This is a genomic window from Leptospira noumeaensis, assembly GCF_004770765.1.
In the GTDB taxonomy this organism is placed as follows: Bacteria; Spirochaetota; Leptospiria; order Leptospirales; family Leptospiraceae; genus Leptospira_A; species Leptospira_A noumeaensis.
Window position 1 is genome coordinate 128134 of record NZ_RQFK01000009.1, and the last position, 26935, is coordinate 155068.

The following is a 26935-nucleotide window of genomic DNA, read 5'->3' on the forward strand; positions in this document are numbered from 1 at the left end:
TTTTATGAGAAGAAATATAGTCCACTCGGGTGCTGACGCACTCATTTATGAAATCCGCCAGATAGTGGCCCTAGCCAAACAAATTGAGGTGATGGGGGTTAACATTACCTGGGAAAATATTGGAGATCCCATCCAAAAAGGGGAATCCATTCCTGATTGGATGAAAGACATCGTCAGTGGACTTGTCGCCCAAAACAAATCTTGGGCCTATACTGCAACGCAAGGGGATGAGGAGACTCGTAAATTTTTGGCTTCCAAAGTCAATGAAAGGGGCGGGGCACAAATCACATCTGAGGACATTCTGTTTTTTAATGGCCTCGGTGATGCCGTGGCAAAAATTTTTGGATTTATGAGAAGGGAAGCAAGGATCCTTGGACCATCTCCCGCCTATTCTACGTTATCTTCTGCTGAAGCGGCACATTCTGGATATGAACATCTAACTTACGAATTAAATCCAGACAACGACTGGATGCCCGACTTAGAAGACATCGAAAACAAAGTAAAGTATAACGATTCTATCGCAGGGATTCTTCTAATCAATCCTGACAATCCAACGGGAGCTGTTTATCCCAAAGAAGTCATGCGAGAGATCGTTAAAATTTGTGAGAAGTATGACATCATTTTAATTTGTGATGAAACTTATGCCCATGTCAATTATTCAGAATGGGGAAGTATCCATTTATCTGAAGTCATTGGAGATAAAGTTTGTGGATTTGCACTTAGATCGATTTCGAAAGAATACCCTTGGCCTGGAGCTCGTTGTGGTTGGCTTGAAGTGTTCAATCGTAAAAACGATCCAACTTTTGAAAGATACATTAAGTCATTGTTAGATGCAAAAATGTTGGAAGTTTGTTCTACAACTCTTCCACAACTTTCGATCCCACTGGTTTATTCCCATCCAGAATTTTTAAAACACTTAAAGTTTAGAAATCAGAAATTCAAAAAAAGAGCAGAAAAAGCTACTTCTATCCTGACTGGAATCCCTGGAGTGAAAGTCATCCAACCAAAGGGAGCTTTTTATTTAACAGTTCTTTTTGAGGATGGGGCTTTAAAACCACATATGACCCTTCCTATAGCAAATACTAAGGTTGGTGATTTTGTAGCACCGCTAATGGATAAAGCGGCACTTGATCGAAGATTCGTATTACACTTATTAGCTTCTGCAGGTATCTGCGTGGTTCCTCTTAGTTCCTTTTGTTGTAATCGAAATGGCTTTCGTGTCACTTTACTTGAGGAAGATGAAACAAAGTTTGAATGGATTTATACAACACTTGCGGAAAACATCAGGAAGTATCTAGCCTCTTAAATGAACTCTCACGGTAGATATAAAATTGGAATTTTTGATTCAGGTCTCGGAGGACTTTCGGTACTCCGCACTTTGTGGAAAGAAACATCCAATATTGATTATATCTATTTTGGTGATTTGATTAATTCCCCCTACGGTCAAAAATCTAAAGCAGAAGTATTGGAACTTTCGAAAAATGCCTTTGAGTATTTGATTGAAAAGGATTGTGAAGCAGTGTTGTTTGCATGTAACACTGCCACTTCGGCAGCGGCAGATTTCCTTCGGACAAAACATTCCATTCCTATTTTTGGAATGGAACCTGCTTTAAAACCTGCTGTGAGTCAAAACCCTGGTGTTAAAATTGCTGTATTTGCAACCGACTTAACTTTAAAAGAAGACAAATTTAAAACTTTGGTTTCAGGATTTCCCTTAGGAACAGAAATACTTCCCGTCCCTTGCGAAGGGTTAGCTAAACTAATCGATAAAGACCTTTGGGAAGATGCATGGAATCTCTTTGATTCTAAAATTAAATCAGTCGTTAAAGATTGTGATATTTTTGTGTTAGGTTGTACTCATTATATCTTTTTAAAAGAACGTATTTTATACAATTACCCAAAAGTAAAAGTATATGATGGAAATTTGGGGACCACTCTTCATATGAAAAAAGTTCTAAATTTACCAGATTTCCAAGAGAATAAAAACCAATTAGATATCCTTCTGAATACTTCGGATTCTGATTATGTACATCTTGCGGGAAGGATTGCAAAAACAATCACTCCAAATCATACTCTTTCCCTTATCAATACTACTACAGGAAAACTTCATGTCTGATCCAAACAAAGTTACATACAAAGACGCAGGTGTTGATACCGAAAAAGGACAGGAGTTTGTAAAAAGAATCAAAACAAATGTGGCCTCAACTCATAATAAAAATGTTTTGGGTGGTCTCGGTGGTTTTGCTGCCTGTTACGATGTTAGTTTTTTGAAATCATATAATGAACCCATCCTTTTGTCCGGGACTGATGGTGTGGGAACCAAACTTCAAGTAGCTCGATTGTTAGATGTTCATGATACTGTTGGGATTGATCTCGTAGCGATGTGTGTGAATGACATTCTTGTGAATGGAGGAAAACCTTTATTTTTTCAAGATTACATTGCCTGTGGTAAACTTTATTTACCAAGAATGGAAGCCATTGTTTCGGGAATTGTAAAAGGATGTCTTTTGGCTGATTGTTCTCTTGTGGGTGGTGAAACGGCGGAACACCCAGGTGTGATGCCTGACGACGAATACGATTTGGCTGGTTTTGTAGTTGGTGTAGTTGAAAAACAGAAGATGATAGATGGAAAATCCATTAAACCTGGTGATACAATCATTGGGCTTGGTTCTTCTGGCCCACATAGCAATGGTTTTTCGCTAATTCGCAAACTTTTATTAAAAGACGGTAAATTGCCTTCTTCCACTTCTGAATTAGAATTTTTGAATGATCATGTTTTTAAACCCACAAAAATTTATGTAAAAACGATTCTGTCTTTAATCGAAAAGTTTTCAATCAAAGGGATGGTACATATTACTGGTGGTGGTTTTTACGAAAACATTCCCAGGGTATTGCCTACAGGGATTGGTGCTGAAATCAATTTCATTCCAGAAAGTTATGTTTTTTCCAAATTAGAAAAAGACTATAGTTTGGATCGTCATGATATGTATGGAACTTTTAATATGGGGATCGGTTATATTTTGGTAGTTGATACAAACATTGTGGACTCAGTCATTACCGAATTACAAAATTTAGGTGAGTCGGCTTATGTGATCGGTAAAACCGACGATACAGGTAAAATTTCGATTAAATAGTCACTGGAAAACTAACCTTAAAGATAGTCCTTCCTTGGGTTGATTCAAAATCAATATTGGCATTGTGCCTGTTTGCAATTTCTTTCACAAGATACAACCCAAGTCCCAGTCCATCTCCCGTCGTTTTAGTTGAGAAAAATGGCATGAATATTTTTGAATGGTTTTCTTGTGGAATCCCTATCCCTGAGTCTTCAATTTCTACATAAATTACGTCTGATCGTTTAAAACTTCGAATTTGTAATGTACCTTTGACTGCTACTGCTTGGATGGAGTTCCAAATGATTTGGCTCCAGAGTTGAACTAAATCTCCCTGGATGCACCTAACATTGCCATTATACTCTAGGTTGAGTATTAGGTTGATATCGCGTAAAAAATGTTCCTTATATAAGGAGATTGCGGAATGGATGGTATCTGTTAATGAATAATCGCTGAGTTCAAGATTTGATTGAAGTCCTGCAAAGTTTTTTAAGGTATAAGTAATTTTAGAAAGTCTTTTTACGGAATATAAAATATGTTCTGAAGATTGTTTTACAAGTAACAGTCTTCGTAAAATTTGAAAATCTTCTTGGTTACGAATGACGGTTTTAATTTTTGTTATGACTGCGTTGGAAAGATTTCGGATTCCAGAATCAACAAATAGTTCTGCCAGTTCTTCTTCTAAATGCACAGAATGAAGTTTAAAATTTTCAACCATTGATTTACGTGCCTGACGATTCGATAAACCTGTTAAAATTCGGAGCCCCCCGGGGTCGGTATCTAGGATAAATTGAATGAGTTCATTGATACGAATGCTGGAATCGTGAATTTTTTCTTCTTCCCATTCCGATATCAATGTTTCCACAGATGATTTGATCATTCCAATCGGATTGTTGATTTCATGTGCGAGTCCAGAGACTAGTTGGCCAAGAGAAACCATCTTTTCATTTTGAATTAACTTTTGTTGTGCCTCCCTTAAAGCAAATAGGGCAGAATTGAGTTCAAAGTTACTGGCTTGGAGTTCTTGGGTTCTTGCCTTAACTTTTTCTTCCAAAGATTTGTTAAGTTCTTTTAGTTCAATTTCTGCTGACCGTTTTGAAGTTTGGTCAATTCCAATCCAAATGATTTTTGATGGTTCATTGCGACTATCGCGAATGATCCCAAGTCTCCATTCTAAATACAAAATACGATTGGAAGTCGTTACACAGCGTAAGATCAAACTTTCTGCAATTTTCTGAAATTCATTTATATCGTCTAAAACTGCTTTTAAGTAATCACGATCTTCCGGGAGTAAAATCACATCTTGAATGTAATTCCCGACCGCTTCGTTTTTTCGAAGACCTAAAATTGTTTCTGTAGCTGAATTGATACTTTCGATAAGTCCTTTGGCATCGGTTAACAAAATTAAATTGGCAGCATTATCGAAAACAGTTGTGTTTAAGTTTTTCTCTTGGAGTAACGATATTTCCGTTTTTTTAGATTTTGTGATATCTAGTGCAACCACATCAATTCGTTTTTCAATCCCTAAAATATCAAAAGAAACATTTGCATAGTGTTCCGTCCAAATGAGAGAACCATTGGCATGGATCATTCTTAAGATGATAGGCGAGTTCCCTGCATAAAGTTCAGAAATTTTATGTTGGTCTTCAGGAATGACGATATCTTTAAAAAAGTTTGAATTATCATAAAAGTAATTTAGGCCATAACCGGTAATTTCTTCAATTTTTGGGCTGATGTAAGAAGTTCGAGGTTCCGGTAAAAATTCAATATTATAAATAATAGCAGGCAGTTGGTTGTACATGATGAGGAGTCGTACGTTTACATCTTTGATGGTTTTTTGTAATAACTCTAATTCTCCTAGCGATAAGTTTAACTTATTCGTTTGGATATTGAAGTTGAATAAAATACAACCTACTCCAAATAAAAACATAAATAAGGTATTAATGATATAGCCCAGTGGTCTATACCATTCTAAACTAAAAAGATAAGGGAAGGTGAGTCTTTGTGATGCGATGATAAGGCAAACTGTTAGAAAGAAGATTCGAAAAACTTTAGGGTATGTGTCCAGGCTAAAAACAATGATCCCAAATAGAGTCAGCGCAATTGCGTTGAAAATAGAAGAAGGTAAAGCTTTCCAAAAAAAACTTAGATCTGTTAACAAAAACGAAACAAATAATACATAAATGAATACGGATAAAAAGTAAATTTGGGAAGGATGGAACCTTTTGCTTGCAATGGGAAAAACTGCTGCAATCAATAAGTAAGAACCAAAAATGGAACAACTTTCAGAAAAGAAAAAGAATATAATTTCGTTCCCGTCTCCAAAAATAAAAAGAGCAAAATTTCTGAAAACCAAGACTGCAAGAAAAATAGCTGTGTAACCAAGGCGAACTTCTGATCTAGATTGTTTTGAAAGAAAATAAATAATAATCGCCATCGAAGTATTAAAGACTACCGAGATGACCGTGACGGCGAAAATTACATTTACTTCAAAAGGAAACATCGTTTTCGAATAACTCCGCTACCTGTTTTATCAACTGCTCATTGTTAAATGGTTTTACCATCCAAGCATCTGCTCCATTAAACAATGCATTAGAAATAATATCTGGTTTATTTTCGCCAGACAAAACAATGATCTTGAAATCTTTATTTTTGATGATTTTTTTTGACTCTTTGATTAAGTTCACACCACTAAGTCCGGGCATATTAAAATCAAAAATTCCCAACCGAATGGACGGATCAGAATTTAGAATTTCAATTGCTTTTTCACCTGTGTTACATGCTTGTACGGAATGTCCTTGGCTACTGAGAGCTAAACGGACAATGTTTAGAACCGTTGGAGAGTCGTCCACTACGAGGATAGATGCCATATTTTCGCTAAAGTTAAGTTAGTTGAGAAATTAATTTGACTAAGGATTCGTTTGCAAACGGTTTTACAAGCCAACCAACGGCACCGGCTGCTTTACCTTTGTTTTTCATCTCATCACTAGACTCTGTTGTTAACATAACAATTTTCATAGATTTACCATTTTCTGTTTTTAGAGTTTTTTCCGTTAATTCAATTCCGGTCATTCCAGGCATGTTCACATCAAAAATTCCTATATCGAATCCACTAACTTCAATTTTTTGAAGTGCTTCCATTCCGTTCGATGCCGATGTAACCTCGTGACCTTCTGTTGTTAACACCAAGTTCAAAATTTTTAATACCGCTGGTGCATCATCTACTGTGAGTATTCTAGCCATTTTATTTCTCCTCTTCTATCAATGGGAATCGAATTGTTAAACATATATCTTTTGTGTTTTCATTTCTAAAATTGTTTTCAATATTATAGATTTGAACGTTAGCTTGGTGTTGGTCCATAATTTTTTTTACTAATGGTAATCCTAACCCGAATCGGAATTGTTCGAATTTGGCATAACTATCATCAACAACGGATGAAATTCTAAAAAATGGTTCAAATACGAAGGACTCATACTTTTCCGGGATCCCATTGGTTCCATCATTGTTTTGATAAGCAGGGTTAATCACCTTAAGTTCGAGAAAATTTTCTTTATGAAAGAAAATTAAATAAATTATATCCTTTTCTCTTGAGTATTTGATCGCATTTAAGAAAATTTCTCGGACTACATAGGAAAGTTTAGCTTCATCAAAATGAATTTTTTTTCCGGTGACTGAGGCTGGAATTTGGCTTAAATTTATTTTTTGGGATTTGATATTTAATGCTTCGTTTAATGTTTCTGTTTCAGTTTGGATGATCGAAAGTAGTTTTGTAGGTGAATCCAAATTTTTCACAACCATTTCATCATCAATCACTGATTGTGAAATCGACATACTATCAAACATACTTTTCGCAGCTTCGTAATTTTCAGAAAGTAGATCCATTACTGGTTTCGGAATGGAATAGTTTTTTCCCTCTAAGTCCAGTTTACTTTTCGAAATTAAAATACTGACAACACTCATCAAAGTTCCGATCCCACTGCCTTGAAATAAATTAATATTCATTTGGTGGATGATGTCTGCGGCTATGTTTTCGTTTTCTTTGTGTGAGAGTGACTTTTTCCAATCAAAAATTTCTACCATCCTTTTATACAGATGGTTTTCGGCTTCATTGATCAATTGCGACTTTTGTTTTGTTAATAAATATTGAAAAGATCTATCTAGGGTAAATTGTAAATGGCTAAGATCAATAGGAGTTTGAATGAAATCATAAACTTTATGTTGTTTCAGAAGAGTCGCAGTGATATCCCATTTTGTGCTATCGGTGATAAGGATGATGAGTGTCTGCGGGTAGTTTTCTAGTAGTTCCGTTAGTTGCTTTTGGGCTTCACCATTTTCAACATCGGTGATATGGAAAATGAAAAAATGAAACTTTCCTCCTTCGAGTGTTTTGGTAACATCATCTAATGATTTAACTCTTTCAAAGGTATAACCAATTTCTTTTAAAGTATTTGCTAGCGAATCTGTATGTTGAGATTCTAGAAGTAAACTATGCGGAATCATAAGGATCCTACTTCCTTGATTTTATCTACGATTTCGTCGAGTGGGACTTGGTAGGTAACGGCTCCTAATTCATAAGCCACTTTTGGCATCCCATAAACTACACAAGTTTCTCTGTTTTGTCCGATGGTAAGGCAACCTTGTTCTTTTAGTTGTAATAAACCTTTGGCCCCGTCATTTCCCATTCCAGTTAATATAATTCCAATACTACTTCCTGCGATTTCCTTTTCGGCAGCGGATTCAAATAATACATCAACGGAAGGTCTGTGTCCATTTTTTTTATCTGTTTGGGTGATTCGAGTATAATATTCAGAACCTATTTTTTGAATTCCTAAATGGTAATTTCCTGGTGCAATGTAAACATGTCCTGGTTGTAAAATTTCCTTATCTTTAGCTTCTTTCACTTGGACTTTTAGTTCTGCATTTAATCTTTGAGCAAATAGAGCTGTGAAGTTTTCAGGCATATGTTGGGCAATGAGTATTGGAGGGAATGTCTCGTCGACATCATCAAGTAACTTCCGTAATGCTGTTGTTCCCCCGGTTGAAGATCCAATCAAAATGAACTTTCGTTTGAAATTAGTTTTTCGTTTTTCTTTGTTTGGGAACGAAAGTTGAGTTTTTAGACTACCGTTAATGTTTGATTTGTTGAAGTTTAAACTTTCCTTCAGTTTCGAAAGTAAATCTTCTTTGGCTTCGGTTAAACTTTCCGGGGTTCCAATTGGTTTTGTGACGTAATCAAAAGCTCCTGCTTCTAGTGCTTCCAGTGTAATGGATGCTCCTTCTGTTGTGGAAGAGCTAAACATAATGACAGGCATTGGATGTTGCGGAAGAAGTTTTTTCAAAAAAACAATTCCATCCATGCCGGGCATATGAACATCTAAGGTCATTACTTCTGGTTGTTTTTCTACTATTAAGTCCCTGGCTTCAAATGGATTGGCAGCTTCTCCAATGACTTCCCAATTTGGATCAGATTCGATCCAACGTTTGATCATACTTCTAACGGATCTTTGGTCGTCGACAACTATGACAGTGTGTTTATTCATATAGTAACCGAAGTTAAGTGATTGTTGATTAACTTTCTTACATCTAGAATTAGGCCTGCATGTCCATTCCCTAAAATGGTACAACCGGCAAGTCCGTTTATATTTTTGAATATGGGTGATATTGGTTTTATGACGATGGATTGGCTTCCAAGAATTTCATCAAAAACAATACCCATTTGTTTTTCATGTGATTCGGTTACTATTACATACTTTTCTTTTAAAGTCCTTTGGTCGTTGAGATCGGAATCTTTGCCAAAAAGTAAATTTATGTCCACGATGGAAATTTGGTTGGTTCTATATTGAAAACTATGGTTGTTTTTATACAATTCGTTGATGGGTTCATTCGAAAGATATAAAGACTCTTTTACATCGACAGAAGGTAAAATAAAATATGTATCCGATTTGCGAACAACTAGTCCTTCTATGATGGCTAAGGTTAATGGAACTCTGATGAGAAATGTTGTCCCTTGACCATAAACAGAAAATACATCCACAAAACCTTTGAGTGTGGTTACATTTTTTCTGACTACATCGAGACCAACTCCTCTACCGGAAAGGTCTGTCACTTCTTTGGCTGTAGAGAAACCGGGATGAAATAAAAATTCCCAAACTTCTTGGTCTTGTAAAATTTCTGCCTCAGCAGGTGAAGTGAGTCCAAGTGACATGGCCTTGTTAAGGATTCGGTCTCGGCTCAGTCCTTTTCCATCATCCCTTACCTCAATCCAAACTTCCTTTCCTGATTGAGTCGCAGTGAGTTGGATGTTACCTTGTGTTTGTTTTCCTGCTTCTTTTCTTTCTTCTGGAGTTTCTAAACCATGGTCAATGGCATTACGAATGATATGAACCAGGGGATCGTACATTTCTTCGATAATGGATTTATCAATTTCTGTTTCTTCACCAGAGATGAGGAGTTCTACTTGTTTCCCTGTTTTTTTAGCAGTATCACGAACGAGTCTTTCCATTCTTGAAAAAACTCCTGCAATGGGAACCATTCGTAAACTCAAGGTAATGTCTTGTAGGTTGCGAATTAGTTTTTTTAATTGTAAGGCCGTTTTGTGAAAATTCTCTAACTTTAGTTTGGTGATATCGGGATGGTCTGTGACCATAGGTTCTGTGATGACAATTTCACCAACAATATCTAATAAAGAATCCAACTTTTCGGTATCGATGCGGATATCTTTTTTTACAATGGCCTTTTTGTCATTTTTGGAATTGTCTTCTTGTTTCGAAACAGTTTCTTTTTGAATGACGTCTTTTGGTTTATAGAAGAGACCAAACTCTTCATTTGGGGATTGGTTTTCTTCTGTTGAAAATAAACCAAATTCCTCCACAATCTTTGGTTTTGGATCATCTGTAAAAAGTCCAAATTCTTCCTTTGGAATTTCTGTTGTGGATTCGTTAGTAAATAGTCCAAACTCTTGTGAAGAAGGTTTGGTTATGGATTCCTCTTGCGCGTGAGTCAGAGAAATTCGAATGGATTCGTTTTTTTGATTTAATTTGTTAAGAAACTCCGTTTGTCTTTCTGAAAAAAAATCTCCTCCAGTTGGTGAAGTTTCTTCATGGGTTACAAGTTCATTTAAATAATCTAAAGCAGTAATTAAATATTCGAGTGTATCTGAGTCTTGTGCTTCTGGATTTTTTCGCAAATAATCCAAAAGGTTTTCTGCAGCATGTGCCATCTTAACAATAGCAGTGAGCCCAAAAAAACCAGAACTTCCTTTGACTGTATGGAAATGTCTAAATAGAGTATCAAGAAGCTCTCTATCTACTAAACTTCCATCTAACGTTGATTTTTCGAAACGGAGTAAATCCTTTTCAATATTTTCAAGTGTTTCCCTTGCTTCGAGTAGATATTCTAAAACATCGTCTCTTTCCATGGATTAATTTCCCGGAATGTCCTTAATCAAATGTGATTCTTCTTGTGTGAGTAACCTTTGTAAATTGATTAGAATTTTGACACTTTCTCCCACACGGCCAGTGGCATAGATAAATCTAGAGGATCTGGACTCACCAATTTTTGGGGCTAAATCTATATTTTCTACAGGGATTCTGACCACATCATTGACTTTATCAACAATGAGTCCGAGCGGTAACCCATCTAGTTCTATGAGTAAAACGCAAGTTCTATCGTGATAGGCTTTGAATGGAATATCAAAACGTAACCGAACATCCATAACAGGAATGATTTTCCCACGAATGTTGATGACTCCCCTTAAAAAAGGAGCGGTTCCTGGAATGGTTGTGATTGCTGGAAGGGCTAGAATTTCTGTTAGATGGCGGACTTCAAAAGCATAATCTCTATCTTCGAGACTAAAACAAAGATACAAATCTTTCATTGTATCTTCTTCTGCATTCAAATCCCATGACTTTAATGTCTGACTCATAATCTGGCCTTACAAAATAATTCTAGGTTTATCCACTCGGGCGAGGGCAGTGGATTTTGAACCTTCCTCTTTGAGTTTGAAACCCATAATGACTGATCGCATAATTTCGACTTGGCGTTTTAAAGTTTCGCTCGAGGCAGCTACTTCTTCGGCAGAGGCTGCCGTAGTAGAGGTAACGGTTGTTACCTGATCAATCCCTTGTGTGATTTGTAATACAGCTGACTTTTGCTCATGGATGGAAAGAGCTAAACCCTTTGTTAATTCACTTACGTTTTCTGCACTTTCTGAAATTTGTCCAAGAACCTCGGCAGTTTTTTCAGTAGCTTCATTTCCCAGTTTTACTTTTTTCATGGAAGATTCGATGAGAAGGGTGGTTTCATCAGCGGCATTGGCACTTTTTTGTGCTAAATTTCTGACTTCTTCTGCCACCACTGCAAATCCTTTTCCATGTTGGCCGGCCCTTGCAGCTTCTACAGCAGCATTGAGAGCGAGGATATTCGTTTGAAAGGCAATGTCGTTAATGACTTTGTTGATTTTTGAAATTTGGTCAAAGGAACTACTAATTTCTCCCATAGCAGAAACTAGATCTTTCATTTTTGAATTTCCTTCTATCGCTTGTTTGGCGGTTGATTCGGAGAATTCCGTCATCCTTTCTGCATTTTCAGCATTTGCCAAAAAGCTGTTACTGATTTCTGTAAGTGTGGCGGATATTTCTTCTACTGCACTTGCTTGTTCACTTGCTGCTTCAGATAAAGATGTACTGGCATCTGCTAATTGTTGTGCCCCTAAATCAACTTCTTGGGAGGTAAAATATAACTTTTCTACAACATCCGATAAGTTGATTAACATTCGTTTGAGACTGAGTCCTAACTGATCCCTTTCTGATTTGAGTGATACTTCCGCACTTAAATCAGAATTGGCAATGCGTTCTAAATGTTCGGCCCGTTCTTTGATAAAGGAAACAAGTTCCATAAATGCTTGGGAAAGTTGTTGGATTTCGTTGCCCTCTAGAGTGATTCCGTTGGCAGACCTTTTGTGTTTCGTATCTAAGTCGACATCCAAATCTCCAATGGAAACTGTTTGAGCCACTTCCACAATTTTTTTCATAGGGGCAGCAATCGAATCAGAAAAGAAGATAGCAATGACAAAAACAAGGACAAAGGCAAGGATCACAACGGAAGAAACAATCACAAGGGAACTTTCAAATTGTTCTTCGGACTTATGATATTCTTCTTTTGCCACTTTGAGTTGGACTCGAATCAAATCATCTAAGTGATGTGTGAGTGGTTCAAAGATGGGATACATATCCACTGTCACAAATTTTTCTAGTTCCACTTCATTTCTAGTTTCGAGTAAGATTTTTAATTGTTTGACACCGGCTTTGAGAGGAGGAAATTCTTTTTCCATCTGATCGATGATCGCTTTTTCTTCAGGAACTAAATAAGTTCCTAAATACACTTTCCAAATTTCATCAGCTTTGGTTTCGGATTCACGAATGGATTCCAATGCTTCTTCAACGGTAATTTTTTTTGCTCGCACCTTGTTTGCTGAATCCACGATGCCAATCAGGTATGCATCGGAAACTTCTTTGATCTGGCTGATTGGCACCACGCGGTCTTCAAATACGGTGTGAAGTGAAGCTAAAATTTGACGAGCCGAGTAAAAACTGGCACTAGCAACAACGATCATCAGTAAGATCGTTACCATAAACGCCAAAAGTAGTTTGATCCGAATTTTTAAATCATGAATCCATTTCATAGTTTTTCCTAGAGGTGGACGGAAATATACTTCGTGTTTTCTTTTAGTCAAGCCATTCCTAATATTAAAGAATAAAAATCTAGATAGTTTAGATTGAGTTTAAAATGTTTTGGAATAACCTAAACTAACATAGAATAAATGAGCAGGGATATTTTGTAAGGTATAGGCTTCTCGTAGGAAAGTTTTGACATAAGCATCCCTTAGGGAATTCCCAGTGTCAATTTGTTCTATGGAATTTAAAATTGAGGAATTGTACGCACCATAAACGCGAGAGGGATTGGTGACTTTCCCATCTTCTGCACTACGATTCCAATGCGCTTTGTTAGGATCTCCACCGGCATACCCATAATAATTATTGGTATCCCAAAGGTATAAATCTGGTCGGAAAATATGTGCAAATTTTATAAAAAAATCACCAAAGAAAAAGGAAGTCGATGTAGTGATGTCTTGGATTCCGTACCGATTGTCCACAGCATTATTTCCCATTGCATATCCAAGATTGAAATGAGGCATAATTCGAAAAAATTGATCTTCTCTGAAGGTATAAGATCCACTCAACGAAAGATAATTTTTACCGGCAAGGAGTCCTCCGTTTTCTGTAGAGTATTGTGTGTAGTATGAAATGGTCGGTTTGATTTTTTTTAAAAAAGGAAGTTGCCAATGTACAAAGTATTCATGCCAGACAAGCCTACTGATTGCATCAGGATTATTCGTATTGAATGTATTATTCGCTCCACCGGATGCAGTTGGATTTTGTTTTTGTGTTCCTGGTGAAAGTAGGGAGTTTGGCGTTTTTTGAAATGTATTATAAAACCAAATCCCAACAGAAAATTCTCCTAAGGAACTAGGATCAAAATGATAACTCATTGAAAAAAATAATCCATCCGCCCGTTTGTTTCCGTTGGGTTCTTTTTTGGGTCCATACCCTTGGTTCGGACTATAACCTAAACAGGGATCGGAGCCTGTATTTCCGGTAGAAATTTTTTGATGTATGGATTCTACACAAGGGTCTTGGCCATAGGGATCATAAAATTTTGTTTCTTCACCCAAATAGGAGGGGCCAACACCACCCGGTCTGGATTGTAAAATCCTTTTGTCGGAATCAAAATCATCACGGTTAGTCAGCTGGAAATTACCAAAGAGTGACCATTGGAATTTTTTTTCTGGTGACCAAACATTGACGGAAGGTTGGAGGGCAGGGGCATAAGTAAAACTTTGGTAGGCCGCACCATTCCTTCGACTTTGTGACTCTCCGACAAACGAGTTTCCTCGCCAAAGAAAGTCCGATACAATTTCCGTATTGGTTTCTACGATAAGAGACTTTGTTTCTTCCGGTTTCGGTTCTGATTGTACCTGCAAAGAAAACAGTAAATTTAAAATTAGAAAACTAAGGGTTTGGTTTCTTAAGAATGGATTGGAATGTTTCACGAAACCTCCTTCCTCCTTCTTTCGTAATCGGATTTTGTAATAATACTTCCGAATTCGCACCTGTGGATAGGATGACCTTATAATCTTTTTTTAACAAAATCACATGTACGTATTCAGCAAATGCTTCTGCATACGTATCATCTGCATTGGTCGCTGCATATAAAGATACAAAACCTGTATTCTGAAGTTTTTTATAGAGGAATTTACCTTCTGGGAATAAACTAAGGGTTGGTGTTTTTTGATAGAATTTGATTTTGTTTCTTTCTGGAAAAAAAGTAGCTTCGTAAGGGGAATAGGTTTCTGACCACCAAATTCCATCAAAGAGAGGAAACTTACGAAAGTCTCTTTTTTCTTCAGAAAAATCGGGAGCATGGCCCTTGGTAATGGATAAAATATGGCCTAACTCGTGTAATATTATGAATTGAATGGCAGATCCTTTGGTATTATCATCATCCAAATGAATTTGAATGGAGTGATCTTTAGAAGGAAGAAAGGCTGTGGATTCTTTTTTAGATGCCCAATCATTGCCACCATCGACAAACAAATCAGAATCTAAAAAAATAATCCCACCAATCGCTTTGCCATTGTTGTCTCTTACAATTCCAGTAAGGCCTGTGGAACCTAAATCCGTAACAAAATAAATTCCAAATACTAACGAATCAAAAAGATCATTCACTTCTTTTGGAAATGATTTTTGAATTTCTGCGAGTTCAAATTTCCAAGAAGATAAATCTTTAGTTGGTTTTGGAATGTCCTCGATTCCATCGATGGCGTTGATTGCTATGAGTGTATCCAATCGTTTTGGATCCAGAGGATACACTCTTGTGTTCCATTTCCCCTGTAAGGAAGGTAGGTTTTTACTTTGTAAACCGATATTGTTTTTGGCCCAATCGGCATAAGGGTTCAGAGGTAGGGAGAAAGATGGAGGAGAACATGTCCAAAAAAGGAAAGGAAGTAAGGATATGATGTAAGGATTATATCTCATTTGCCGATTGTATTTCTATATGAAAGGATTTCTCGGTCTATGCTTTTTTTTGCCAGGAATCGTTTTCGCTGAAATCAATCCTTGGAATTTACGTCCCGATGTGCGTATATTAACTAGAAAGGAAGTTTCTCATATTGTTTTGGAATCAAGGCCAGACCATTTTCGTGTCACATTGATTGTTTCCGAAAGATTTCCCTACAATTACAAAGCATTGTCCCACCCCTTTTTCTTCCGTATGGAAGATGAGAAAAAAGCCTTCGAACTTGCGAATCAAATGGACAAGTATTTGGATACTGGAAAACCTTTCACCATCACCTTGAATGGATCGGAGATCCAAACTTTGGTATGGGGAGAACCCTGATTGGCACCTTCGTTTTATTTATACTTTAAAGAAATCTTTCGTAAACCTACAAAGTCAGAATGGGAAATCTTAAAATTAGTAGAAGCCCGTTATGATAAAGAATATACGTTTTATATTTTTATCACTCATATCATTGTTTATTCCCTACTAATCGCTCCACCATTCTCAGACATTCGGATGGATGTTTTGCCTTTTTTGGTTGGAGTATCGATCGCTAGACTTTTTTTACTTTTACAGTTTTATACTAGAAACATTCCCATTCAGAAAGTCATTTACTTCAGTGGATTTGTAGGTGATGGACTCGTGTATGTAGTTTTTATTCTGGGTATCCATTCCTTTCCATCCCATGGGAGTTTTTATTTATTAAATTCCTATCTAATGTCTTTTATTTTTCCCATTCTTTTGTATAGCACAAGGCTTGATCCCAAGGCTTGTATCATCAGTGCGTTTTATTTTTCTGTATTACATATCATTTATATTTTTAATTTACCTTCCTCTGTTTCTGATCAGTTTTCATTTTTTAGTAAATACTTTTTGATTTTAGTGTATTGGGGAAGTGCAGCCCTTGGTACTGTTTTTGTTTTAAACAAACGAAAAGATACAACAGATATGTACAATCTTTCAGAAGAAAAAAGATTTATGTTACACGAGTTGGAACTTGCAAAAAAAGTACAAGATGCACTGTTTCCTGGGAATATCAAAATTCCAAACTTAGCTTTTACTTATTATCGCAAAAGTCCCAATGTCATCGGAGGAGACTTCTTTGATTTTGTACAACTCCGGGAAGGAAACGTAGGAGTGTTTTTAACCGATGTTGCGGGACATGGAATTTCTTCTGCGATGGTTGCCTCCATCATGAAGGTACTTGTTTCAACCATTCCTTATCGTTTCAAAACAGCACCTTCGAAATTGATGGATTATTTAGATGACCGTCTGGCTCAGGATTTAAACAAATACCATGCGTCGGCAATTTATCTTTTTTTTGACTTCATCGAAAAAAAATTAACCTTAGGAAATGCAGGTCATCCGTATCTCATTTTAGCCCACAAAGGCGAGGAATACCAAGAGTTAGAAACCCAAGGTGCGATTCTCGGATTTAATATCAAAATTCCACCGATAGCAGAAAAAACTTTGCCTATATCACCTGGGGATCGTTTTTTTATTTATACAGATGGGCTCATTGAATCCACAGATGCCAATGGGAATAGTCTCGAAACCGAAGGTTTGCTTGCTCTTCTCAATCGACATAGACAGAGTACAAACATTAAAGAACTAGAAATCAATCTTTTACATGAATTAAAATCCAACTACGGACTGGATAGTTTTTCAGATGACACCATGTTTCTCATATTGGAAGTAGAAGAATAAGGAGAATTCATTTGTCTTTTTTAGATATCCAAATTAAATCCAATTTTGCAGTGGTCACTATCAAAAGGCCTGAAGCCTTAAATGCACTGAACGACGTTGTCATTACAGAAATTGGTGCCATGGTTGATGAACTAGAATCCAACAATACTGTTCGTGGTTTCATTCTTACGGGCGAAGGGAAAGCTTTTGTTGCGGGAGCTGACATTGCAAAAATGAAAGAGTTTAATGTTCGGGAAGGACAGGCTTTTTCGGAACTCGGACAAACCGTATTTAGAAAGATGGAACTATCAAATCTTATTTCCCTTGCTGCCATCAATGGATTTTGTTTGGGTGGCGGGATGGAACTTGCCATGGCATGTGACATTCGTTATGCGATTGCCTCTGCAAAGTTAGGTTTGCCAGAAGTAACTCTTGGTTTACTTCCTGGATTTGGCGGATCCCAAAGACTTCCAAGACTCATTGGAGTGGGACGTGCCACAGAACTCATTTTATCTGGGGATATGATTTCAGCTGAGGAAGGATACAGATTGGGTCTAATTAATAAAGTGACTGACCCTGCTGAACTTCTAAACGAATCAGAAAAAACACTATCGACAATTCTTTCTCGTGGGCCTAACGCAATCAAGGCGGCAAAAACTGCCATCCGCCAAGGATTGGAAACCAATATGGATGGTGGATTGGAATGGGAAAAACAACTTTTCGGTGGTAGGTTTGCCGACGAAGAAACAAAAGAAGGTCTTTCCGCCTTCCTTGAAAAAAGAAAACCAAACTTCAAAGGTTAAATGATGAAAACACGGATTGGAATTCTATTTGTTTTACTAACGGTTTCTTTTTGCAAACAAGCAGAATCCTTTCCGTCTCAAACAAACACTCCCGAGATTCTATTCGGAAGTGTGGCTGATCGTGCTTTAAAATTAGAAGTTGCTAACACTCCTTCAACAAGGGCTACAGGACTGATGTACCGCACCAAACTTGGAGCCGACGAAGGAATGTTATTTGTTTTTCCTCGTCCCGATTATTTAAGTTTTTGGATGAAAAACACTCTCATCCCTTTATCGATTGGTTATTTTTCAGAAGATATGCGACTTTTAGAATCATTCGATATGAAACCCAACCAAACAGAAGAAGTGTATAACTCAAGAAAACCAGCGATGTATGCTTTGGAAGTCAACCAAGGTTGGTTTGCAAAACACAAAATTGGAAAGGATGCTGTCCTTACATTAGAACGGAAGGTTTCTGCCCGAGATTAATTTTTTTCTTTTTACTTGAATCTCTGAAACCCATGGTTCATATTTTTTACCATGGTTGTCACGAATCCTCGTTTAATTACCCTTTTATCAGAAGAACAAAAAGCCGACTTGGCTTCGATGGAAAAACAATTTGCCCATCATCTGGAATATACCATTGGTAAAAACAGATTCAATTTAAAAAACGAAGATATTTACAAGGCTCTTGGGCACACCATTCGAGATTTTTTAATCGATCGTTTGAATGTCACACATGAACGTTATCGGAATGAAAATCCCAAACGAGTGTTTTATTTTTCATTAGAATTTCTGATGGGTCGCACTCTCATGAATGCCCTCATCAATCTTGGGTTATACGAAACAATCCAAACAATGCTTCGAGGGATAGGTTTTGAACTTAGCGATGTTTTAGAGTTTGAAACAGATGCGGGTCTTGGAAACGGAGGACTTGGTAGGCTGGCAGCTTGTTTTTTAGATTCTATGGCCACACTGAATGTCCCTGGATTTGGATACGGAATTCGTTATGATTACGGAATTTTTAACCAAATCATTGCGAATGGAAGTCAGTTGGAAATGCCTGATCATTGGGATGCGGACGGTGTTCCATACGAAGTGGTTCGTTCTGACATCTCTTTTTCTGTAGGTTTTTTTGGTCATACGGAAACCCGTGTTTCTGGCAAAGGGAAAATTGAACACGATTGGGTTCCCGATGAAACCGTCCTTGCTTCTGCCCACGATTATCCCATTCCAGGATTTAACACAAGTACGGTGAACTACCTAAGGCTATGGGCAGCGAAATCTTCTGAAGAATTTAATTTAGATTATTTTAACCACGGTGATTATATGAAAGCCGTACAAGATAAATCCATTTCAGAAAATATTTCGAAAGTTTTGTATCCGAACGACACCACCGAACAAGGAAAGGTGCTAAGGCTGAAACAACAATACTTTATGGTTTGTGCTTCTCTCCAGGATATTTTGATCCAATACCGTGAAACAAATCCTAATTTAAAAGATTTATCCAATTATATTGCCATCCAATTGAATGATACCCATCCGAGCATCGGAATTGCTGAACTGATGCGGATTTTTTTGGATAATGAAGAGATGGATTGGGAAACTTCATGGGAGATTGTCACAAAGGTATTTTCTTATACCAACCATACTGTTTTGCCAGAGGCTTTAGAAACTTGGAGGGTAGAACTTTTTGAAAAACTTTTACCAAGACATCTTGAAATTATTTATGAGATCAACCACCGGTTTCTAACTGAGGTTCGTAACAAAAGCGTATTGTCAGAAGAAGAAATTAGGCAAGTGAGTATCATCGAGGAAGGAAACGAAAAACGAATCCGAATGGCAAACTTGGCTGTGATTGGTTCTTACCGTGTCAATGGAGTTGCCGAGTTACATTCAGAACTCATCAAAAAAACAATTTTCCATGCCTTTACCAAAGTTTTCCCTGAAAAATTTAATAATAAAACCAATGGAATCACACCACGTCGTTGGTTACTCCAATCAAATCCAAGTTTGGCGAACTTAATCTCCAAAAGAATAGGAAATGATTTTACAACAGACCTTTACCAACTAAAAAAATTGGAATCTTTTGTGAATGACGCGGACTTCCAAAATGATTGGCGACTGGTAAAACAAACTGCCAAAGAAGACCTGGCAAAACTCATTAAAAGTGAAACAGGAATTTCTATCGATCCGAAATCACTCATCGATGTACAAATCAAACGGTTTCATGAATACAAACGCCAACTTTTAAATATCCTTAGAGTCATTGCTTTGTATAGAAGGATCAAAGAAAATCCATCTCGCGAAGTAACACCTCGTACGGTAATTTTTGGTGGGAAAGCTGCTCCTGGTTATTATATGGCCAAACTCATCATCAAACTCATTAATAATGTGGCTTGGGTGATCAACCGCGATTCCGATGTGGCAGACAGATTAAAAGTAGTGTTTATACCGAACTACCGAGTGAGTTTAGCTGAAAGAATCATTCCTGGTAGTAATTTATCCGAACAAATTTCGACAGCCGGGACAGAAGCATCCGGCACAAGTAACATGAAATTTATATTAAACGGGGCTTTAACCATTGGAACCTTGGATGGTGCCAACGTGGAAATTTTGGAAGAGGTGGGGCCTGAAAATATCTATATTTTTGGCCTTCATACAGAAGAAGTGTTTCGTTTGAAAGAAGCAGGATACCAACCCGCCGATTACATTCGTAAAAATGACGAACTTCACAGAGTGCTCCTCATGATCCGCGAGAATTTATTTTCTATGGGAGAACCTGGGATCTTTGGTCCCATATATGATAGCCTCTTTTATACCGACAACTACCTGCTCATGGCCGATTTTGGTGCCTATGATGAGGCCCAAAACCAGGTTGCTAGAGATTATTTGGACGAAACCACTTGGACCAAAAAATCCATTCTAAATGTGGCTCGGTCTGGTAAATTTTCCTCTGACAGAACCATTCGGGAATATGCGAAGGATATCTGGAAGGTTCCCCTTCTTGACACAGTTCCACCCAAAACTATCTACAAATTGCCACAAAACTGAATCGACATAAAAGAACTAAGGTTATATTGTTCCAAGGAAAGGGTTCCAAATGAGTAAAGGTTATATTATATGTGTCGATGATGAAGTATCGGTATTGGAGACGCTTGCGGAACAACTTCTGGCTCGATTTGGCGAATCCCATATTGTCGAGACTGCCAGCAGTGCCGAAGAAGCGTTATCCCTCATCGACGAAATCATCAGTAGCAATGACATCGTAGAATTGATTGTTTCTGACCAAGTGATGCCTGGTATGAAGGGAGATCGATTTTTGGAACAAGTGCACCACCGCGCTCCCGATGCGATCAAAATCCTACTGACAGGTCAGGCTGGACTTGATTCGGCAATTTATGCCATTAATAACGGGGGACTCAGTCGGTATGTCGAAAAACCTTGGAATATTGAAGAACTCTCCAAAGACATTAAAGACCTACTGGATAAGTTCCGTCAAAACTTGGAAAACCAACATCTCATCCAAGCCCTCAACCGCCGCATCATCGAATTGGAATCTGGGCAGTAGTAAAAAACATTTTCTCATCTTAGGGCTTATTTTTCTTTCTCTTTCACAAGTTTTTGGGAAGGAGAAAGAACTAAGTCCCGAACAAATCGCCAAAAAAAAAGAAGTCCTTTCTAAAATGATTCGTTATGGAACGAGCCAAGAAAGAAAACAAGCGTTATATGAATTAACTCGTTTTCCCAAAGAAACCGCCGGTGACCTTTATACACTGGTGGGAGAACAATTAAAAACAGAAAAAGATATGGGGATGAAAATAATCCTCTTAAGAACCGTTGGTGATTTGGATTTAAAAGAAAATAAAGATACCATCATTTCTCTTTTTGAAGATTCCAATGAAGACGTAGCCAAACAAGCGGTCACTTCTGCAAAAAAAATGAAATTGGCAGAAGCAACAAATCCCTTACTTGAAAAAGTAAAAAAGGAAGATTTTACAAAAAACTCCAATTCACTCAGCCTTTATATCAGTGCTCTTGGTGAATTGCCAGATGGCAAGGTTGCAGCCTCCTTTCTAGAAACCAAATTTCGCGAAAAGTTTAACAATGCCGATATGCGTGGCCAAATTGCTTTGTACTTTGGTGCCGTATTATATGCAGAGGCAGAATCAGCACTGATGGAAGTGGCTTTTGACGAAATCCAACCTACAACTTTACGATGTTATTCGATGAATACACTTGGAAAGTTAAAATCAGAAACCGCTAAACCTAAGTTATATGAACTATTGGATTCCTTAAAAAAAACTGCAGGTAAGTTGGATGCAAAAAAAGCCCAATCCTTAAAAATTTATGCCATTGGTGCCCTTGTCACTATGGGTGATAAAGAAGTATTCCAAGAACTAAATGAATTTGCTCGTGATGATGATAGTATGGTGCGACTTCGTGCCATTGAATTTATGGGAAGTTTAAAAGATCCCAAAGCTTTAGAATTATTAGAATACAAACGTGACCGTGACCCCAGTCCAAAAGTACAAAAAGCAGCCAAAAAAGCCATAGACCAAATCAACGGAAAAGAAACGGCTCCCGAGGAAGAAAAATCGACGGAAGAAAAACCAGAAGAAGAACCCAAATGAATTGGAGAATATTCGCTTCTTTACTGATTTTCCTTTTTGCATTTTCGGGAATTTCCATTGATGCAGAGGATAATGGACGTTATACGGGAACAATTTCTCGTTCTGAAAAAAGAATTTTAGATGGAAAAACGGAATTCCAAAAAACGGGAACTTTCCCCTTGGAATGGAAATTGTTTTTTAAGGGGAAACAAGGTGATTTTGTTGTTTTCTACGACTTAAACGGGGATGAAATTCACTACCGTTATAGGCGTAATAAATTTGATTTGGATGCAGATTTTTTTGTGAAGGATCTATTTCCAGGAAACCCTTACCGAGTGAAGGGGGACTGGATTGGGTATTATTTTTATTCTGTGGATGAAAGGGGGAAACGTTCCTCTCTTCCTACCCCTAAAAAAATCCCAGCAGATCCTAAAGAATTTTCTGACAGACAATCGGTTCCCATTTTTAAGTTAATTGAATACATTGAAGTCCGCACCGATGACCTTCTTTATTAAAAATCAATTTTTTGTAACAATTGAAAATTGATAAATAGAATAGGATTTGGATCGTTTTCTTTTTCCGAATAACTTACGTTGAGTGATATAAACGGACTCACCCATTTGAGTTTGATGATTTCCTGTCTGTCGGTTAAGTTGATATTAAAATCGGTGGCGTAGGTCCAGTTTTCAAACCAAGCTCTTGTTTTGGGTTGGCCTTCTCTAAAAATTCCACTTAACTCTAGTAAATTTCCGGTTCCAATGGGGATTGCCAATTTCCCTTCCCATTGCCCTCCGTTTTCTCTGGATTCAAAGCCTATTGAGACTATAGCTTTTTCTTTTCTCCATTCATAAAATGCAGCTCTTCCTATCTCATTCCACTGGTAGTTTCCTGATTCATTGTATTCTCTATATCTATAAATTAAATTTCCCCATTCACTGACAAAACAGGGAAAAAATCCTGACCTTCCACTTTCATACCGGTGCCCTTCTATAGAACTTAAGAACTCAGATCCAACCAAGTGTTGGAAACTCATTCTTGTATAACCTAAGGTTTGTGGGATTTGTGGTCTTACTTCTTCCGGTGATACCATCCCATAGAGTAAAGGTGAATCTCGGTATACGGTAGCATCCAAAAAAAAGTTTTTTTCTGTGGATTCTGATTTTAAATAAACAAATCCAACGGATTCTTTTTTGTTGAATATGGATTCGGATTGGATTCTATGTGAACCTAAGTTCTGTGGATTCCAAACATCATTCACATACAAACTGGATTTGTTATCTCCTCCCGACCAAACTCCCGAATAGGATTTGTTTGGTGACACAAAATAAACCCCCGGGTATTTAGAAAATGAATCGGCATGATAAATTCCAAATTCATATTCCTTACTATCATATAACAATCGGTAGCCTAGAAAATTGGAAAACAAAATGGGTTGGGGGAGGGGAGATCCTGTTCGTTCCAATTGTGAATAAAAGTTTGGATCTTTGGCAAAATAAAAATGGGGAATGGGTTTATACCTGTTCCCTGAAGTGAATCGGAATTGTTGGAAAGTTAGGTTTGTCCCGTAAGAAAAATCTTCATCTCGTTTTTCTAAGATCCAAATCTGTCCTTTGGCCCGTCCGCCGAGATAAACTGAGGAGTGATTTTTTTCTTTGGCGGGTAAATACCGGACATCTAGGTTTTGGTAACTCATTCCAAAAAAAAGTTCCAATGGCGGATCGTTCGTGTTTTTCGAAAATGGTGGATTCCCTTTTGTATCCTTTGGTGGAGAATTCTGGGAATGGTTTTGGTTTTTATTTGTTTTTGAGCCAAACGGAAACTTGGAATTTCTTTTTTCGGTGAATGAAGGTTTGTCTGGATAAAGGGAAATTTGTTTTTGTTTCCAAACCTTAGAAACAAGAGCCGCATCCTTTCCTTGGAGAGATTTTTTCCATTTTAAAAAATTTTCAGGTGGTTGTTTGGCTTTTTCTTTCCAGGCAGCGGCCAGATGGGGAGGAAATCCTGCCGCTAAAAGTTCTGTGACGGAAACTTGGTCAGGCTTTTTTTCTACAGCATACAAAGTCTGTACGAGACAAATCCACAAAATTACCCCAATTTTCTGCCAATCCACCAGGATGGAGGTCTGAAATTTTGTTTTTTTGCCCTCAATCCAGTTGCTTTTTTTGGAAAAGGGACATATTCTAATCCTCCCATTCAAAAAAAATACGCTTGGGTGCGGGTTTTGTCCCAGGGGAATGCTAAATTTATATATAGAAACCGATAAAAACGTGAAAAAAATATTGACTTAACTTCTCAAATGTTAAGTAGTGTAAACAAGCGTTTAGTATATTATTGGTATTATTTTTTGTTTTATGTCGTCTAACATGATGACGGGGAGGAAAAACCTATGATCGTTCGATCCATCCAACAACCCGCTTACAACCGCCACAAGGACCAAGGCCTCACAGGGCAAGGTCCGAAAAAGGGATTTTCCCAGAACCAAACTGGGAAGACCTTTGAAGAGTATTTACTGGAAGCCTTCCAAGGGGAAGTGGTTCAAAAAGGAGAGTGGGTGTCCCCAAGTCTCTCCGACCTTGGCCAAATGAACCTGAAGAGGATGTAGACCAAAATACTGGCTTCTGGTTCTAGAACGAGAAGCCATAGGCCGACAATCAAAGTATGGAGAAAGTATCCATACTTTGGGCTCTCGTTCGGCGTGACTATGCACTGCAATATGCAGGATCCTTTTTAGGCATTTCCTGGATGTTTTTGCAGAACTTAGTGCTCATCAGTATGTACGCACTGGTTTTTCTAGTGCTCAATTTAAAAACCCCCTCCACACAGGAAGACTTCACTGCCTATCTTTTGACAGGGCTTCTCTATTGGATTCCCATCCAGGAACTTTTGGTGAGAGGCACCGGTATCCTTACGGATAACCGAACTTTGTTAAAACGTTCCAGTCTTGGGATTGATTTATTTTTATGGATACCGTTTGTCCAATTCCTCATCCATAGCCTTGTTACATCCATCCCTGTTTTTATCTATTTGGCTTATTCAGGGAAATTAAATCTCTCAGGGGTTGTTCTTGGTTATCTCGTTCTAATTTTGTCCGGATTGTATTTGATGTTACTCTTACACTATCTTTCTCGGTTGAATATTTTATTAAAGGATATTTCACCTTTGATTCGTTTGGCGAGCCAATTAATTTTCTGGGGAATCCCTGTTTTATATTATCCCACCGGTTATTTAAAAGAGTGGAATGGACTAAATCCATTTACCATACCTTTGGATGTATTTCGTAGTTCTGTCATTACTGGTTTCACACCTCAGTTTGATTGGATTCAGATTTTACCATTTTTGTTTTCCTTTTTCCTGATTTATTTACTTGCCAAACGTAAATTCCAATCAGTGATTTTGGATCATCTTTAAATTTCATGGCTTCAGTTGTTTTAGAAAATCTTTCTAAGGACTATCATGGATTTTCCAAACCTTGGAAACGAATCTTAACTGGCCTCAGTTTTGGATACTTTGGAATTGATTCTAAATTCACCGCATTACAAAGTTTAAACTTAAAAGTAGGTTCAGGCGAAATATTAGGAATCATCGGTAGAAATGGGGCCGGTAAATCGACTCTTTTGAAACTGATTACCGGAGTGATCAGAAAAGACAAAGGAAGTCTCTTTGTTAATGGATCGGTGCGAGCTCTTTTAGAACTCAGTGTTGGTTTTAATCCGGAACTTTCTGGCGAAGAAAATGTTTATTACAATGGACTGGTATGGGGATACAAACCCAAAGAGATCAGAGAACTAACAGACTCCATATTTGAGTTTGCTGAGTTACAGGATTTTCGTAACACTCCATTAAAAAATTATAGTTCGGGAATGGCGATGCGACTTGGCTTTAGCCTTGCCACTGCGAAACGACCTGAGATTTTAATTGTAGATGAAGCCTTGGCTGTTGGGGATGCAAGTTTCCAACAAAAATGCCTAAAAAGAATCAAAGAATTTTCAAACCTTGGATCTTGTATTTTGGTTGTGAGCCATGATCTTGGACTCATCTCCTATTTTTGCACAAGAGTTATCCTTTTAAACAAAGGAAATTTGTTATTTGATGGTGGTCCCAAAGAAGCTATTGAAGAATACATGCATGTGTTAGCTGGTAGTTCGGAACCTTCCTCTTTTTCTCATTCAGAATCCATAAAAGACATTCATATTTTTCTTAAAAATTCGAAAGGATTAGAATCTCGTCATCATTTCCTAGGGGATTTGGCCACACTCCGAATCGAATTCCAATCTACCAAACAGGTTACAGAAGGAACTATCGGTTTCCATATTGATAGTGAAAAAGGAATTCGAATTTTTGGGACAAACTCCCACCATCTGGGAAAACCCAATCTTGTAATTAAAGAAGGCGAACGTTCGGTGGTCGAATTCCAATTCCCCATCCAATTTGCTGAAGGGAAATACAGTTTGGGAGTTTCCATCCACAAAGGGGAATCCCATCTGGAAGGGAGTTATTTTTGGGGGGAATCGGTTTTGGATTTTGAAGTAGAACGAGGGAAAATCCAAAAATTTGTAGGTCTTTGCCATCTCCCCACAGAATTTCTCTATACCTCCGAAACCAAATCCGACTAGAAAAACAGTTTCC

At 37.6% G+C, this 26935-nt stretch carries 25 protein-coding genes; 14 read left to right on the forward strand and 11 right to left on the reverse strand.

The window, feature by feature from the left end; all coding sequences use genetic code 11:
* Window positions 1–4: 4 nt before the first annotated feature.
* From EHQ24_RS02270 to purM, 3 genes are read left to right on the forward strand one after another with little or no spacing between them, the layout of a single operon-like run.
* Window positions 5–1306 carry a pyridoxal phosphate-dependent aminotransferase gene (locus EHQ24_RS02270; RefSeq protein ID WP_135600080.1) on the forward strand — a complete coding sequence of 434 codons (1302 nt, stop codon included), beginning with the start codon at window positions 5–7 and terminating at the stop codon, window positions 1304–1306.
* On the forward strand, window positions 1307–2116 hold the full coding sequence (gene murI, locus EHQ24_RS02275) for a glutamate racemase (RefSeq protein ID WP_135600081.1): 810 nt from the start codon (window positions 1307–1309) through the stop codon (window positions 2114–2116).
* Entirely contained in the window at window positions 2109–3134 is a 1026-nt protein-coding gene (gene purM / locus EHQ24_RS02280) for a phosphoribosylformylglycinamidine cyclo-ligase (RefSeq protein WP_135600082.1), read from the forward strand. The genes murI and purM overlap by 8 nt, the downstream gene beginning before the upstream one ends.
* Here the strand turns inward: purM and EHQ24_RS02285 are convergent.
* The 10 genes from EHQ24_RS02285 to EHQ24_RS02330 all read right to left on the reverse strand — a co-directional run bounded on the left by EHQ24_RS02285 (window position 3127) and on the right by EHQ24_RS02330 (window position 15206).
* Window positions 3127–5547 (reverse strand): PAS domain-containing protein, encoded by a 2421-nt coding sequence (locus EHQ24_RS02285; protein WP_244310271.1) that lies wholly within the window; start codon window positions 5545–5547, stop codon window positions 3127–3129. The two genes, purM and EHQ24_RS02285, sit on opposite strands and share 8 nt — an antisense overlap.
* A 52-nt stretch (window positions 5548–5599) precedes the next feature.
* Window positions 5600–5980: a response regulator gene (locus tag EHQ24_RS02290; protein WP_135600084.1), complete on the reverse strand. Its 381-nt coding sequence runs from the start codon at window positions 5978–5980 to the stop codon at window positions 5600–5602.
* A 13-nt stretch (window positions 5981–5993) separates the two neighbouring features.
* Window positions 5994–6353 carry a response regulator gene (locus EHQ24_RS02295; protein ID WP_135600085.1) on the reverse strand — a complete coding sequence of 120 codons (360 nt, stop codon included), beginning with the start codon at window positions 6351–6353 and terminating at the stop codon, window positions 5994–5996.
* A 1-nt stretch (window position 6354) separates the two neighbouring features.
* Window positions 6355–7611 carry a hybrid sensor histidine kinase/response regulator gene (locus EHQ24_RS02300; protein ID WP_135600086.1) on the reverse strand — a complete coding sequence of 419 codons (1257 nt, stop codon included), beginning with the start codon at window positions 7609–7611 and terminating at the stop codon, window positions 6355–6357.
* A complete protein-coding gene (locus EHQ24_RS02305; RefSeq protein WP_135600087.1) occupies window positions 7608–8651 on the reverse strand; it encodes a protein-glutamate methylesterase/protein-glutamine glutaminase in 1044 nt (347 codons plus the stop codon). Before EHQ24_RS02305 ends, EHQ24_RS02300 begins: the two co-directional genes overlap by 4 nt.
* The gene (locus tag EHQ24_RS02310; RefSeq protein WP_135600088.1) at window positions 8648–10528 is read right to left on the reverse strand and encodes a chemotaxis protein CheA; all 1881 of its coding nucleotides are present in this window, start codon (window positions 10526–10528) and stop codon (window positions 8648–8650) included. The genes EHQ24_RS02305 and EHQ24_RS02310 overlap by 4 nt, the downstream gene beginning before the upstream one ends.
* 3 nt (window positions 10529–10531) lie before the next feature.
* Entirely contained in the window at window positions 10532–11035 is a 504-nt protein-coding gene (locus EHQ24_RS02315) for a chemotaxis protein CheW (RefSeq protein ID WP_135600089.1), read from the reverse strand.
* A 9-nt stretch (window positions 11036–11044) separates the two neighbouring features.
* Window positions 11045–12793 (reverse strand): HAMP domain-containing methyl-accepting chemotaxis protein, encoded by a 1749-nt coding sequence (locus EHQ24_RS02320; protein ID WP_135600090.1) that lies wholly within the window; start codon window positions 12791–12793, stop codon window positions 11045–11047.
* Window positions 12794–12892: 99 nt separating this feature from the next.
* On the reverse strand, window positions 12893–14221 hold the full coding sequence (locus tag EHQ24_RS02325; protein ID WP_135600091.1) for a hypothetical protein: 1329 nt from the start codon (window positions 14219–14221) through the stop codon (window positions 12893–12895).
* Window positions 14181–15206, reverse strand: coding sequence for a hypothetical protein (locus tag EHQ24_RS02330; protein WP_135600092.1), 1026 nt, complete (start codon window positions 15204–15206; stop codon window positions 14181–14183). Before EHQ24_RS02330 ends, EHQ24_RS02325 begins: the two co-directional genes overlap by 41 nt.
* A gap of 19 nt (window positions 15207–15225) precedes the next feature.
* Here EHQ24_RS02330 and EHQ24_RS02335 point away from each other — a divergent pair, with 19 nt between their 5' ends.
* From EHQ24_RS02335 to EHQ24_RS02370, 8 genes are all read left to right on the forward strand, one after another.
* Window positions 15226–15567 (forward strand): hypothetical protein, encoded by a 342-nt coding sequence (locus EHQ24_RS02335; protein WP_135600093.1) that lies wholly within the window; start codon window positions 15226–15228, stop codon window positions 15565–15567.
* Complete coding sequence (locus tag EHQ24_RS02340; protein ID WP_135600094.1) at window positions 15568–16935, forward strand: PP2C family protein-serine/threonine phosphatase; 1368 nt, start codon at window positions 15568–15570, stop codon at window positions 16933–16935.
* A 5-nt stretch (window positions 16936–16940) separates the two neighbouring features.
* Window positions 16941–17717, forward strand: coding sequence for an enoyl-CoA hydratase-related protein (locus tag EHQ24_RS02345; RefSeq protein WP_425270064.1), 777 nt, complete (start codon window positions 16941–16943; stop codon window positions 17715–17717).
* 3 nt (window positions 17718–17720) lie between these two features.
* Window positions 17721–18185: a DUF192 domain-containing protein gene (locus EHQ24_RS02350; protein ID WP_135600236.1), complete on the forward strand. Its 465-nt coding sequence runs from the start codon at window positions 17721–17723 to the stop codon at window positions 18183–18185.
* A 51-nt stretch (window positions 18186–18236) separates the two neighbouring features.
* On the forward strand, window positions 18237–20750 hold the full coding sequence (locus EHQ24_RS02355; RefSeq protein WP_135600096.1) for a glycogen/starch/alpha-glucan phosphorylase: 2514 nt from the start codon (window positions 18237–18239) through the stop codon (window positions 20748–20750).
* 49 nt (window positions 20751–20799) lie between these two features.
* On the forward strand, window positions 20800–21267 hold the full coding sequence (locus EHQ24_RS02360) for a response regulator (RefSeq protein ID WP_135600097.1): 468 nt from the start codon (window positions 20800–20802) through the stop codon (window positions 21265–21267).
* Between the two features lie 115 nt (window positions 21268–21382).
* Window positions 21383–22330, forward strand: coding sequence for a HEAT repeat domain-containing protein (locus EHQ24_RS02365; protein ID WP_244310273.1), 948 nt, complete (start codon window positions 21383–21385; stop codon window positions 22328–22330).
* On the forward strand, window positions 22327–22824 hold the full coding sequence (locus tag EHQ24_RS02370) for an LIC_11959 family protein (protein ID WP_135600098.1): 498 nt from the start codon (window positions 22327–22329) through the stop codon (window positions 22822–22824). Before EHQ24_RS02365 ends, EHQ24_RS02370 begins: the two co-directional genes overlap by 4 nt.
* Here EHQ24_RS02370 and EHQ24_RS02375 read toward each other — a convergent pair.
* The gene (locus EHQ24_RS02375; protein ID WP_135600099.1) at window positions 22821–24392 is read right to left on the reverse strand and encodes a hypothetical protein; all 1572 of its coding nucleotides are present in this window, start codon (window positions 24390–24392) and stop codon (window positions 22821–22823) included. The two genes, EHQ24_RS02370 and EHQ24_RS02375, sit on opposite strands and share 4 nt — an antisense overlap.
* Before the next feature lie 303 nt (window positions 24393–24695).
* Between EHQ24_RS02375 and EHQ24_RS02380 the strand changes: the two genes are divergently transcribed.
* From EHQ24_RS02380 to EHQ24_RS02390, 3 genes are read left to right on the forward strand one after another with little or no spacing between them, the layout of a single operon-like run.
* Entirely contained in the window at window positions 24696–24911 is a 216-nt protein-coding gene (locus EHQ24_RS02380) for an LIC12298 family protein (protein WP_135600100.1), read from the forward strand.
* A 56-nt stretch (window positions 24912–24967) separates the two neighbouring features.
* Window positions 24968–25717 carry an ABC transporter permease gene (locus EHQ24_RS02385; protein WP_135600101.1) on the forward strand — a complete coding sequence of 250 codons (750 nt, stop codon included), beginning with the start codon at window positions 24968–24970 and terminating at the stop codon, window positions 25715–25717.
* 5 nt (window positions 25718–25722) lie between these two features.
* Window positions 25723–26922: an ABC transporter ATP-binding protein gene (locus tag EHQ24_RS02390; RefSeq protein WP_135600102.1), complete on the forward strand. Its 1200-nt coding sequence runs from the start codon at window positions 25723–25725 to the stop codon at window positions 26920–26922.
* Window positions 26923–26935 lie beyond the last annotated feature (13 nt).